Origin of the sequence: Flavobacterium sp. MFBS3-15 (genome assembly GCF_026107645.2) — a bacterium.
Classification (GTDB): domain Bacteria; phylum Bacteroidota; class Bacteroidia; order Flavobacteriales; family Flavobacteriaceae; genus Flavobacterium.
Map to the genome: position 1 here is coordinate 1 of NZ_JAPCHV010000023.1, position 12902 is coordinate 12902.

General features: G+C 47.7%; 13 protein-coding genes. 5 read left to right on the forward strand and 8 right to left on the reverse strand.

What is annotated here, in order from left to right:
- Positions 1-255 precede the first annotated feature (255 nt).
- The gene (locus tag OGH69_RS16745) at positions 256-1308 is read left to right on the forward strand and encodes a hypothetical protein (RefSeq protein ID WP_265175643.1); all 1053 of its coding nucleotides are present in this window, start codon (positions 256-258) and stop codon (positions 1306-1308) included.
- Positions 1309-1396: 88 nt separating this feature from the next.
- Here OGH69_RS16745 and OGH69_RS16750 read toward each other — a convergent pair whose 3' ends face one another.
- The gene (locus OGH69_RS16750; protein WP_265175644.1) at positions 1397-1987 is read right to left on the reverse strand and encodes an FMN-dependent NADH-azoreductase; all 591 of its coding nucleotides are present in this window, start codon (positions 1985-1987) and stop codon (positions 1397-1399) included.
- A 105-nt stretch (positions 1988-2092) separates the two neighbouring features.
- On the opposite strand from OGH69_RS16750, the gene OGH69_RS16755 reads away from it, so the two are divergent.
- Positions 2093-2473 carry a winged helix-turn-helix transcriptional regulator gene (locus OGH69_RS16755; protein WP_265175645.1) on the forward strand — a complete coding sequence of 127 codons (381 nt, stop codon included), beginning with the start codon at positions 2093-2095 and terminating at the stop codon, positions 2471-2473.
- A gap of 5 nt (positions 2474-2478) precedes the next feature.
- Here OGH69_RS16755 and OGH69_RS16760 read toward each other — a convergent pair whose 3' ends face one another.
- The 5 genes from OGH69_RS16760 to OGH69_RS16780 form a co-directional block, all read right to left on the reverse strand.
- A complete protein-coding gene (locus OGH69_RS16760) occupies positions 2479-3558 on the reverse strand; it encodes a fatty acid desaturase family protein (protein ID WP_265175646.1) in 1080 nt (359 codons plus the stop codon).
- A 181-nt stretch (positions 3559-3739) separates the two neighbouring features.
- A complete protein-coding gene (gene pdeM, locus OGH69_RS16765) occupies positions 3740-4381 on the reverse strand; it encodes a ligase-associated DNA damage response endonuclease PdeM (protein ID WP_265175647.1) in 642 nt (213 codons plus the stop codon).
- Between the two features lie 42 nt (positions 4382-4423).
- Positions 4424-6883 (reverse strand): ligase-associated DNA damage response DEXH box helicase, encoded by a 2460-nt coding sequence (locus OGH69_RS16770; RefSeq protein ID WP_265175648.1) that lies wholly within the window; start codon positions 6881-6883, stop codon positions 4424-4426.
- Positions 6884-6958: 75 nt separating this feature from the next.
- A complete protein-coding gene (locus OGH69_RS16775) occupies positions 6959-8563 on the reverse strand; it encodes an ATP-dependent DNA ligase (protein WP_265175649.1) in 1605 nt (534 codons plus the stop codon).
- Positions 8564-9604 (reverse strand): ligase-associated DNA damage response exonuclease, encoded by a 1041-nt coding sequence (locus OGH69_RS16780; RefSeq protein WP_265175650.1) that lies wholly within the window; start codon positions 9602-9604, stop codon positions 8564-8566.
- A gap of 167 nt (positions 9605-9771) precedes the next feature.
- On the opposite strand from OGH69_RS16780, the gene OGH69_RS16785 reads away from it, so the two are divergent.
- Both OGH69_RS16785 and pheS read left to right on the forward strand, forming a co-directional pair.
- On the forward strand, positions 9772-10128 hold the full coding sequence (locus OGH69_RS16785) for a hypothetical protein (protein ID WP_265175651.1): 357 nt from the start codon (positions 9772-9774) through the stop codon (positions 10126-10128).
- Positions 10129-10352: 224 nt separating this feature from the next.
- A complete protein-coding gene (gene pheS, locus OGH69_RS16790) occupies positions 10353-11372 on the forward strand; it encodes a phenylalanine--tRNA ligase subunit alpha (RefSeq protein WP_265175652.1) in 1020 nt (339 codons plus the stop codon).
- A 120-nt stretch (positions 11373-11492) separates the two neighbouring features.
- On the opposite strand, the gene OGH69_RS16795 is transcribed toward pheS, so the two are convergent.
- On the reverse strand, positions 11493-11942 hold the full coding sequence (locus OGH69_RS16795) for a copper resistance protein NlpE (RefSeq protein ID WP_265175653.1): 450 nt from the start codon (positions 11940-11942) through the stop codon (positions 11493-11495).
- A gap of 55 nt (positions 11943-11997) precedes the next feature.
- Here OGH69_RS16795 and OGH69_RS16800 point away from each other — a divergent pair, with 55 nt between their 5' ends.
- Positions 11998-12402, forward strand: coding sequence for a hypothetical protein (locus OGH69_RS16800; RefSeq protein WP_265175654.1), 405 nt, complete (start codon positions 11998-12000; stop codon positions 12400-12402).
- A gap of 163 nt (positions 12403-12565) precedes the next feature.
- Here the strand turns inward: OGH69_RS16800 and OGH69_RS16805 are convergent, their stop codons facing one another.
- On the reverse strand, positions 12566-12778 hold the full coding sequence (locus OGH69_RS16805) for a hypothetical protein (RefSeq protein ID WP_265175655.1): 213 nt from the start codon (positions 12776-12778) through the stop codon (positions 12566-12568).
- Positions 12779-12902 lie beyond the last annotated feature (124 nt).

Below are 12902 nucleotides of genomic sequence, written 5' to 3' on the forward strand. Positions count from 1 at the left end.
ACAGGATAAAGTCAAACTAATATCTTTTAAAAAGAAAAAGTTCAGACAACTTGAAAATGTCTGAACTTTTATCAAATTTGTATAATCAAAAAATAGTCAACCTATTTTAGGACTAGTCATATTAAAGGGTGTTGATTAACCTCCCTACCGGCAGGCAGGTCTGTGAAATCAGTGTTCCCTTCTAAATAAGGCAATCGCCCTATTGAATACTCTTTTACAGTCTGTTAGCTTTGCTTCATACTAAAATTTACATTTATGAAAGCAAAACTACTAATCAGTGCAATGCTCATTTTTGCCGCCATCGCGACACAGGCGCAAACACTGGGCGAATTCAAGCCGAAAGACCAGTCGTATGGCATGGGCAAGCTTAAGGGAAAGAACCGGATATACATTTCGGGCTTCCAGGTCAATTTCCAGGTATATAATGAAAAGGAGAAGTTCAAACAGGGTGGCTCGATGCTGGGCGGTGGCATGAAGGGTGATGCGCTTACAGGGATTTCTGTAGGACTGGAGGGGCTTGATGAGAAAACAGTGCAGGAAATCACCGACCAATTATACCAGGACTACATCGGCAAGCTAAAGGCGAAAGGTATGACGATCATCCCGGCAGATGAAGCCGGTAAAATAGAAGCATACGAAGGTTTTACCCGAATGAATGGCGGGAAAATAAGCGTTGCTGAAATACCGGGCGTACTCACCTGCACACCTTCCGGTTTCGATTACTATGTAAAAGGGCTTGACAAAGACGGCAAAGAAAAGAAAGGTGGCTTTTTAGGCAATGAGGCCATGAAATTCCCACGCCTGTCTAAAGAACTGAATGATGCCGTTATAGGCAATGTAGACATCACGGTGCTGTTTGTGAGCGACAAAGAAGCTTTTCAGGGCAATGGCGCCAAACTGAAGATAAAGACAAATCTCCGCCTGGTAGACAGCGAGGGCGTGACGATGACCAATGACAGCAAGATCAAGTTCAAAGGCAGCAACACCGTAACGATGGTTACAAGCCAAGTGGCGTTTTACCACGGCAAGATGGGCGCGGGTTCTACATCCGCCTATGTAGGCACACTGGGCAAGCCGTTAGCAATCAACGGCGTGGTAGATGAAAGCACGGTAACAAGCTATGCGGCAGGAAGCAGGGATGCACTCGGTACAAAAACCCTATACGGCACCATGTACAGCGTTACCGACGGCAATACGCAAAACGCTAAAATCATTACGGTTGACCCTGCAAAATACAAGGATGGCGTGTACAAAGCGGCTAAGCAATTCTTAGATTTCCATACAGATGAATTCCTGAAGGCTATATAAATACAGTCCTCAAGACCGTTCTCGATGATTTGTGTGTTGTTAATTGAGTTAGGGATCCCATAAGCCAAAACTTATGGGATCTTCTATATTAAACCGCGATACTGTCAATCGCTTTTTGCAGGGCAATGTCTTTAAGGTTGGGCATGTTTACGCCTTCGGCACGGACAGTCGTGATGTCTGTAACGCCAATGAAGTTAAATACTTTTTCAAGGTATGGAGCGGCAAAATCGAAGTCTTTCATCGGTCCTTCCGAATATATGGCACCTGAAGCCACTGCAAGATACACCTGCTTTCCGGTAATGAGCCCCTGCACGCCATTCTCGCTATAGGTAAAGGCAACACCGGGACGCACCACATTATCCAGCCAGGCTTTTAATGTTGACGGTATGCTAAAGTTGAATAGCGGCACACCAATCACAATGATGTCGGCATCCTTAATTTGCTGCACTGCTTTGTTGGAGCGCACCAGCGCTTCATCATCTGATGGCGCTGCAGAAGAACGCGTCGCTTTTATCAGGTTTTCCTCAAGGTGCGGGAACGGGTCTTTTGCCACATTTATCTCGATGACAGAACTGCCGGGGTATTCGGCTACCAGCTTTTCCACAATGGCATTACCAAGTTTGATACTTATAGAATTTTCGCCACTTGGGCTGGAAATTACATGCAATATATTTTTCATGATTTTTGGTTTATTATTATTGGACAAAATTACGTAACTTTGCTAACTAAAAGTTAGCACTATACTAAAGGTAACTACTTACATTTTTGTAACCGATAAGAAATCATGGAAACTGTATTGGAAACCCCGCTGAAGCTAAAAGCAATGTCAACCTCCGAATGCCAAAGCAGATTGACTGCCGTGGGCGACGCACTATATGTAATTGGGGGTAAATGGAAACTGCGCATCATCATTGCTCTTTGTGAGGGCCACCACCGCTTTAATGAGCTGCAGCGTGTAATCAACGGCATATCGGCCAAGGTGCTTTCTCAGGAGTTGAAAGACCTCGAGATAAACGGCCTTGCAGAACGCCGCGTTACCGCCGACATTCCCGTAGTGGTAGAATATCTTCCTACATCTTACAGCCGCACCCTGCAACCCGTACTCGAGGCATTGGGCAACTGGGGCATGCAGCACAGGGAAAAGTTGAGGGAGGAGGCGAAGTAAGTAGCCTAAGCTGCTTCCTTTCCAAACTTTTTCAGCATCTTATAATGCGATTTTAAAGCGCTGAGGAATGTGGGATTTTCAGTATAAGGCAATCCAAATTCCAAAGCCGTTTCTTTTACGATCTTCCCTATTTTGCCGTAATGGATATGGCAGACTTTTGGGAACAAATGATGTTCTATTTGGCGGTTCAATCCACCCAGGAAGAATGCGGCAAGCGGGCAGCCCGAAGCAAAATTGGCAGTAGTGCGCATTTGGTGCTCGGCCCAGGCTTCTTCCATGTTGCCGGTGGTATCGGGCATGGGGAAATCGGTTCCTTCTACTACGTGCGCCAATTGAAAAACCAGCCCCATGGTAAGCCCCTGCGAAAAATGCATAACCAAAAACCCAATTAGAAACTGCCACCAGGTAATATCCAATACCACTAACGGAAGCACTATGAACAGGAAATAATAGATTCCCTTGTAAAAAAACAGCTTAAAATATTCCATTCGCGGATGATGATTTTCCAGTTGCCCTACCCTGGCCTGGAAGAATTTTTTATAATCCTTACGGAAAGCCCACGAAATGGATGCAAGGCAATACAAGGGGAATGCGTACCAGTGCTGGTACCGTTGCAGGCGGTTTATCGGCTCTGTCTCTGAAATACGGATGAGCCCAGGCGCTACATCAATATCCTCATCATGACCGGGTATATTAGTATAGGTGTGATGCACAATGTTGTGGGTAATGCTCCAAACATAAGGGCTTGCTCCTAAGAGATTGAATACAGCGCTAAAAATTTTATTGGTGATTTTGGAGGATGAAAACGATCCGTGTATGGCATCATGGCACACATTGAAGCCTACAAAAGCTTTGGCCATTCCTAGCAGTACCGCCAATCCAAGCATAGCCCAAACTGGAAATATATTCGAAATGATAAGAAGATACAAGCCGATGAATACCGTGAGGAATATAGCCGTTTTTATCCACATGCCCAAATTGGCATTAGGCGATGTTTGCGAATCTTTGAAATACAGATTTACCCTTTTTCGGGTTGTTGCCAGAAAAGGTGTCCTGGCGGTGTTGTTGAATTTTACTGTAACCATAACATTGGAGCCGCAACATTTATTTACTGTCCAATCGGTATGATTATAAGCTTTTTAGAAGAATTACTGTGTGAGGGATGCTACACTTTTTTCAGGAATTCCTTTTTTGTTGAAGTATATATACAAACGCTAAAATAGTGCCATTAGTTGGAATTTCAATATTATTAACATATTGTTTACGTTATTTCTGTTCTATGAGTACTACATCCTCTTTTGTAATTACATAAATAATATCATTTTCGGCAGGCTCCATTACATAGTTACCGGTAAATTCGCCAAAGGCAGGTAATATCATCTGATTTGGTGAACGGAAAAAACACGGCAGCTTTAGGTATTGCCTACCCATGCCTTCTAACAATACTGCCGGATGTATGTGCCCCGACAGCGTAAAATAATTTTCGCGCTCTTCAGGATGGTGCGTAAGCAGGAAACCGTCGAGAAGCCATTCGCTTACTACGGTAATGCCGAGTCCTTCATATTTATGCGGGGAAATAATGTCGTGGTTACCAGCCACCAATACTATTGGCAATTGCGTTACCCCTACCCAATCCTCGAACAATTGCCACTCATTGTTGAGCGTGCTATGGAAAAGGTCGCCCAAAAAGCAGATGCTTTCAGGATTAAAATATTCTACTACGCTGTCCAGCTTCAGGAAGTTGCGGAATATAGCGTTGCCCGGCAGCGCCGACCCAAACTTGCGGAAGTGTGATATCTTGCCCAGGTGTACATCGCTTATCAGGAGCATGCGTTTTTCTACCCAATAAAGGGCTCCGGAGCAATGGAGGACAAAGGCGCGGTTTTTTATGGTTACTTCGAGGGTCATCGGCTACAGGCAGTCTATCATCTATTATCTCTCATCTCAATTCTACTTCATATAACTCGCCGTCATTTTCTTTATCCTTTCCGCCAGTGTTTCGCTGGAAAGCCTTTCGCGGAGACGGTCGGTAATGATAGGGAAGCTGAACGGCGTAGGCTTTTCGCACTGCTTCCAAACGATCTCCTGCTGCTGTATGCGTTCGAGCGCCATGATCAGGCGGCCTTCCTCCAGCTGGTGTTCGAAGGTTTCCCTGTACGCCTGCTGGAAAAGCAGGTTGGCCGGCTCATAGTCGCGGAATACCTCAAATATAAGCTGCGAACTGCTTTGCAAGTGCTTGGTCTTGACCACTTTTCCGGGATAGCCGGTAAACACTAGCCCTGCTATAACTGCAATGTCCCTGAATTTCCGTCGCGCCATCTCGGTGGCATTGAGGCTGGCCTGCAGGTCGTGGTGAAGGTGCTGCGGCGTGAACAGGTTGTTGTCGAGCACCTGCTGCATATCAATCTCCTGGTCCGACAGCAGCTCGAAGCCATAATCATTATACGCCAGCGAAAAGGTTATTGGCGTGAGCAGGCTGATGCGGTAGGCCATAAGGCTTGCCAGTGCTTCATGTACAAACCGTCCCTCAAACGGGTAAAATATAGCATGGTAGCCTTCGCGGGTTTTGAAAGTTTCAATTAAGAACTCCCCTGCATTGGGGATGATCGACTCTTTTCTTTGTCGTTTGAACATTGGTCCAAGCGCTTGCATCTCCACCGACATATTGTCGGTATTGGCGGCATACAGTTCTTCCCGTAATAATTCGCTCATCTGTGCCGAAAGTGTAAGCCTGCCTCCCATCCAACTGGCGTGGCGTGCTTTGGCTCCGGGGTCGGCGCGGCGCACAATGACTTCGGTGTTCTTCACGCGATGCAATTCCAGCTTTCGTCCCGCAAAGATAAAAATATCGCCGGGATTCATTTTCGATACAAACCATTCTTCGATTGTACCTATATAGCCCCCGCCCAAAAATTTTACAGTCATTACTGCATCGCCCACAATCGTTCCCATCTGCATGCGGTGACGAAGTGCTACGGCCTTGCTGTTCACTTTGTATTTGCCATCAGGCTCCACCTCCACTTTTTTGTATTCATCGTAAGCCTGCAAACTCTGGCTCCCTTTGGTAATGAAGTTGAGGCAAAACTGCCAGTCGTCTTCATCCATCCCCTGGAAACAGAAAGTACTTTTCACTTGCTTAAAAATTTCATCGGGATAAAAACCATCACTTACTGCCAGGGTTACGAGATATTGCACTAATACATCCCAACTGTTGAGGTAAGGAATTCTATCTTCCACTACAGTATCTTTAACCGCACGCTGCAGGGCCGATGCTTCGGCCAGCTCTATGGCATGGGTTGCCAGGAAGTAAATATTGCTTTGCTGTCCCGGACGGTGCCCGCTACGCCCTGCCCTTTGCAGGAAGCGCGCTACGCCTTTGGGACCGCCTATCTGTATTACCGTTTCCACAGGGGCGAAATCTACGCCAAGGTCGAGGCTGGAGGTACACACCACGGCCTTTAACTGGTCATCACGTATGGCCTGCTCTACCCACTGCCTTGTCTCCCGGCTGATGCTGCCGTGGTGCATGGCCATATCGCCTGCAAACTCGGGGTATTTTTCCAGTAAAGCCTGAAACCATATTTCGCAGGCGGAACGGACATTGGTAAACACCAATGTAGACCTGCTTTTCTTTATGATCTTCGCCACCTCGTGTATCAGGTGCAGCCCCATGTGGCCACGCCACGGGTAGGCATCCATTTTTTCAGGGATAACGGATATGACATTAATGCGCTTGTTGATGTGCGCCCGTATCATGACAGAGTTCTTCAACGCCTGTGAGTCGGGCCCGAGTAATACCTCCATGGCCTGCTGCAAATTGCCAATGGTAGCCGATATGCCCCAAACGCGCATTTTGGGAGCTACTGCCTTCAACCTTGATAACGCAAGTTCTACCTGTACGCCACGCTTGGTACCCAGAAGTTCATGCCATTCGTCCACAATGATGGCCGAACAGTTTTTAAATACCGCATCATAGCCTTTGGAAGCCAACATCAATTGCATGCTCTCGGGGGTAGTGACAAGCAAATCTGGCATCTTCGTTTTTTGCCTGCTGCGTTCTGACGATGTAGTATCGCCGGTGCGTATACCCACTGTTAGTTGGGTTTCTAAATCTTCAGCGACACGTTCGGCAGCTTGCTTTATTTCGACCGATAAGGCCCGCAAAGGTGTTATCCAGATGGCTTTCAGGCCGGCCTTGTGTTTCGTTTTGTAATCAGGATTCTTTTTGATGTAGTCGAGAACAATGGGCATCCACAAGGCATAGGTCTTGCCGCTGCCGGTTGGGGCATTCAGCACGCCGTTCTTCCCTTGCAGGAAGGCGGTCCAGGTTTGGGTTTGGAACGGGAAAGGTTTCCAGTTTTTAGACTCAAACCAGGTAGTTGCTATGTCGAAAAGTTGTTCCCTGTTCATTAATTATTAACTATGTTTTATTTTTAAGTCCTCTTCCCAACCCTTCTCCCAAGGAGAGGGGTCGGGGGGTGAGGATCATTTCGGTATCATCGCCTTCAAATCGTCCAATGTGTTCGCGTCCTCAATGGTTTTGTCGGTGCGCCAGCGTAGGATGCGGGGGAAACGCGTCGCCACACCGCTTTTGTGTCGTCCGGAAAGCGATATGCCTTCGAAGCCTATCTCGAAGACCAGTTTTGGCGTGACACTGCGCACGGGGCCAAACCGATCCAGCGTATTTTTCTTGATGAAATCATCCACCATGCGGAATTCGGCATCCGTCAGGCCGCTGTATGCTTTTGCGAACGTGACGAGTTCTTTTGTGCCATCTTCCTTCGTTTCCCACAGGGCAAAGGTATAATCGGTGAATAATGCTGCCCTGCGCCCACTGCCCCGCATGGCATAGGTAAGTACCGCATCGATGGAAAACGGGTCAAGTTTCCATTTCCACCAGTCGCCTTTTTTGCGCCCCACCAGGTAAGGCGAATCCTTTCGCTTGAACATCAGTCCTTCGCTGCGCAGCTCCCTGGCCTTTTCACGCTCCATGATGATATCGTCCCAACACCCGAAATCCACTTGGTCTGAAAGCTGTAAGGGCAGTTCATAATCCTTTACGGCTCCATATAATTCCTCCAAAAGCTGCCTGCGTTCGGTGTAGGGTTTTTGGCGGATATCCTCACCCTGCCATTCCAACAGGTCATAAGCTTTGATAATAACGGGCGTTTTTTTGAGCAAGGCGGCAGATACGGTTTTCCGCCCGATGCGCGTCTGTAAATCATTAAAGCTGCCGATGTTGCCGTCGATCCACGGAAGTATCTCGCCATCGATGACCGTACCATCAGGTATAACTCCCAAAAAACTATTGAACTCAGGATATTTATCGGTTACCAATTCTTCCCCGCGGCTCCACACATACAGCCCGCCTTTCCGAATAATGGTCTGCGACCGTATACCATCCCACTTATGCTCTGCTGCCCAGTCGGCACAATTGCCCAGGCTTTCGGGCTCGCCCTCTATGGCATACGCCAGATAGAATGGATAGGGCTTTGAAAGGTAATCCTCTGCCCTTTCCTCCATCACAAGATTTTGAAACGTAATGCGGTTCGGGTCCCATTCGCCCATAAGCTTATAGGCAAGCAAATCCTCGTCCAGTCCCGTAGCTTTAGAGAGCGCACGGGTCATTAGCTTTTGGCTTACGCCGATACGGAAGCTGCCCGTAATAAGTTTCGTAAATACAAAGCGTTCGTAATAATTCAACGCAAGCCAGTTGGTGCGCAGGTATTCCCTTTTTTCCTCATCGCTCTTCTTTTTCAGGGCGATCATTTCCTGCACATATTCCGTCAGTGTTTTCTCCGAATGGTTTTTTGAAACAGGAATAACAAGCGCAATAGTTTCTGCCAAATCGCCCACAATGTGGTAGGACTCCTCGAACAACCATAACGGGATGTTGGCCAACTCGGCAGCCCATATCCGCAACAATGTAGTATTTACGGGGCGCGGCGGGCGGCGGTGGGAAAGTATGGCAATCGTCCAAACCCTGTCGGTATCGCCCGCATTGTGAAAGTATTCCGTAAGTGCATCCACCTTTACGGAAGTCTTATTGGAACTGTCGAGCGCTTTTATGAGTTCGGCAAAATTTTTCATTTATCCGTCTGCATTTTCATCGGCCAATTCTGCCGGGGTTTTCGTTTTGGCATCGTCTTCATCGCCTTCGTACTGGGTATGTTCGGTGCGGGCATCATAACCCTGCTCACGCAGGTAAGCCGAAAAAATATCGCTGTAGCCGTGCGTGCAGATGATCTTCTCAGCGCCTGTAGCTTTTATACTCTCGAGCAGTCCCTGGAAATCGCAATGGTCACTCATCACAAAGCCTCTATCAATTGCCCTCCTGCGCCTTGCTCCACGAAATGCCATCCACCCACTGGCTGAACCGGTAACATAGGGTGTCATTTTCCGTATCCAGATACTGCCGTGAGCACTTGGCGGGGCAAGAACAATACTGCCTGCAAAGTCTTCTTTCTTGATAAGGCTGGTCACGCGTGTGGTTTCCGGAAAGTCAACCATGGTGCGGAGGACTTCCGTCATGTTCTCCACCGCCCCGTGAGTGTAGATGCGTCCAATTGACGGGTCGAGGTACTTTAATAACCGCTGTGCTTTACCCAAGGTATAGCCAAACAATATCGAGGTGCGCCCGTCGGCTTTGTTCTGAGCCCACCAGTTGTTCACATCAGTCATTACCTCATCCTGAGGTGTCCATTTAAAGGCAGGCAGCCCAAAGGTGTTTTCTGTAATGAATGTATGGCACTTTACTACCTCATAAGGGGTGGAAATGCCATCATCTTCGGTTTTATAGTCTCCCGTAAAAACCCATATCTCACCTTTATGCTCTACCCGGATCTGCGCGCTGCCGATGATATGACCCGCAGGGTGAAAGGAGAACTTTACTCCATTGATGGTAAAAGTCTCGTTCCAGTCCTTGCCCGTCACCACGATGTCACCAAGGCGGTGCTTGATGATAGGCACGTTCATGTGATGGGTTATGTATTGCTTGTGCCCCCAGCGCGAGTGGTCGCTATGGCCATGGGTAATTAGGGCATTGTCCACTGGCCGCCAGGGATCTAGGTACACGTTGGCCTGCGCACAGTAAATACCTTTGTCGTTGAAAGCCAAAAGGGGTTGTTTCATAGTTTCGTTGCCAGACTTATAAAGTTACGAAGTGTTGGCATTTGGCGTAGCGGGATTGACGGAAGTTTAACTTTTGTCTACCCGTTACCTATGCAAAAACGAGGGTTACCGCCATAACAGTCGCCATTAATTTCCAAGTCACTATCTTTGCCGCTTAAACATTTGAAATGTCAAGAGACGAACAACTGAAAGAACGCTGGGAGCAGCTTGTCACAATATTATCTGACCGTTTTGCCGATGGCGACACCCTGGACCTCGATGCCATCATTTACCTAATCGGTGTGCAGGAACTGGGCAAATTCAACCGTAAATTCAAAAAGGATGAAAAGCTGAACCTTATGCACATTGCCATATGTCGCCTATTGGAGCCTTACGGCTACTATGAGTTTGATTTTTTTGATGAGGACGGATGGCCTCACTACACTGTTAAGGAAGAATTGCCACCGTTGAAGGCCGGTGAGCAGAGCATCCTGATGAAAGGCGCAATAGTGGATTATTTTTTGGAAAAAGGCCTTATCAAATAAAAAACCTGTGCCGATAGAGTAGCACAGGTTTTACCAACTTAAAACCAAACCAATTTCTGACGAAGGTCATACAGCTATAACGGCATTGTAGCGCACGTATTTAAAAATTGAGGTGAAGTATCGAATTTTAGCGGTGAAAGGAAAACGCCCGCTCAATTAAAATATGAAAATACTTCCGATTAGCGGCTAAATCACTAAATTTGCGCACTTACCATAGTACACCAATGATTGACAAGATAAAAGGCTACATAGCCGAAGCAGAAGCATTTAAAGCACAAACCAAAGACGAACTCGAAGCTTTCAGGATAAAATTCCTGGGTAAAAAAGGCATCCTGAATGACTTTTTGGCCGAGTTCAAGAATGTGCCAAACGACATGAAAAAGGAATTCGGGCAGGTAATCAACAGCCTGAAGAATGCCGCGCAGGATAAGGTAGCCGCCATTCAGGAGGAAATGGAAAGCAAGGAGCAAAGTACAAGCCTTTACGGCGACCTTACACGCCCCGGAGAGCCATTCCAGGTCGGTTCGCGCCACCCTATATCTATTGTAAAAAACCAGATTATCGATATCTTTTCGAACATCGGCTTCAATGTTTCCGAAGGTCCGGAAATCGAGGACGACTGGCATAACTTTACCGCACTTAACCTTCCGGAGTACCATCCGGCCAGGGACATGCAGGATACCTTCTTTATCCAGACCAATCCGGACGTGCTGCTGCGTACGCATACCTCATCGGTACAGGTGCGATACATGGAAAACAATAAGCCCCCTATCCGTACCATTTCACCGGGAAGGGTATTCCGCAACGAGGCCATATCATCGCGCTCCCACTGCATCTTCCACCAGGTGGAGGGGCTTTACATCGATAAGGACGTTTCATTTGCCGACCTGAAGCAAACCCTGCTGTACTTCACCAAAGAGATGTTCGGCAAGAGCAAGATACGCCTTCGCCCATCGTACTTCCCATTCACAGAGCCAAGCGCTGAGGTCGATATTTACTGGGGTTTGAAGACCGAGATCGACTACCGCATTACCAAAGGGACCGGCTGGCTCGAGATTATGGGCTGCGGCATGGTGGATCCCAATGTGTTAAAAAACTGCGGAATCGATGCGTCAAAATACAACGGATTTGCATTCGGGATGGGTATCGAGCGCATCGCCATGCTCCTGTACCAAATTAGCGACATCCGTATGTTCTATGAGAATGACGTGAGGTTTTTAGAGCAATTTAAGGCGACAATATAGTACGCCTAACACTACTTTATGGTACCCATAGGATGATTTAAGATACCCTTGAAGGGGAATTTTAGGTAGCAATACATCTCCCCGCGCTTTTGACTCAAATGTGACGGTGTCTTCAGCATGTTATTCCACCCTTTTGAGGAGGTAGTTTTCCTGTGGGGCACCCTGTTCGGGGTCGCCAAACTTATCCAGCTTTTTGAGCATGCCATCGCCGACGAGAAATTTGAGGTGGTCGCCTTCCGCGTCGAGGGTAATGGTGCTTTTGGCCGTGTCGAAATGGTACGTGCCGTTGAACACCCGCGGCTTGTCTTCCTGCCCCAGTGCCTGCGAGGCTAACGTATAAGTGCTGTCGCTGCGCACCTCGATTTCAGTTTTCAGTCCGTCGCAGTCCTTCCAGCAAGGGAGGGTGCCGGCGTACTTGCCCATCCAGGTGCTTTGCGGCTTTACGGCAGGCATCGCAGTTCGGGTTGTGTCGAGCGCTGTTGTATCTTGTGTACTTGTTGCTTTTTCGCCATCTTTGCAGCCGATAACCATAACGGCGGCAGCGAGGCACAGTAGTAGCATGCTTTTCATGGTAGTATTTTTACTAAAGGTACTAAACGCCCCGGGCATCCTATCTTAAAGAAATATGAAAAAAGACATCATCATCCCGATAGTGGAAAACGTATATATGGCGGCAGTGCAGGAGTGGAACGACGACTTCATGCAGAAAACCTGGTATGCCTACCTGGTTAACGACAGCGACCATACCCTCGAAAACGGCATTGTGGTTTCGTCGGCGGAGGGTGTGATTGACGGCGAGCCCCGCAAAACCTCCATGCTGCGCCACGTGTTTCAGGAAGTGCCGCCCGTATCGGCGGTAAAGATCGAAATGATCGAGGACAGCGTAATGGTGCTCGACAACCGGTTTATGGTGACCTTCTTTATCGGGAATACGCTGTATGACAAAACCTATGTATTCAAAGCGAATACCATCAGCGAGGACAATACGGAGGAAGTGCCGGTGTTGTTTAAGGATGGGGTGATGGTTTAGAACGGCCTCTTCCTAACCCTCTTAGGTCGCTTCGTCATTCTTCCTCGTGATGACAGGGGAACTGTTGCGTGCCGACAGCCCGTAGCTAACTCATTCACTAATTCAGCCTGGGTTGTACGCTCCTATTGGCAACCCTGAACCCAAAACCCTGAACTCCAAACCATCAAAGCTCCGGATGCTCCAGCAGGTAATCCTTGAGCATTTCGTCGAGGGTCTGGTAGTATTTGGCCAGGTCTTCTGTTCCTACATGCGGATGCTCCAGTGACGGCAGCGTTTCCTGCACCTCGCCCAAATATTTGGACAGCTCGGGGTATTTTTCCTGTATCAGTACCGTAATCTTCAAAATCTTATCGGTGAGTTCCTGCCGGGTTTCCATAGTGTTGCGGTTTAAGGTAAAGGTAGGGAAAAATCCGGTTGCGTGTTTTTGTACACTGTGCACTAATTTTTATTCTCTTATAAAATCATATGTGTCCTTGACTCTGATTTCGTCTCATTTTTGG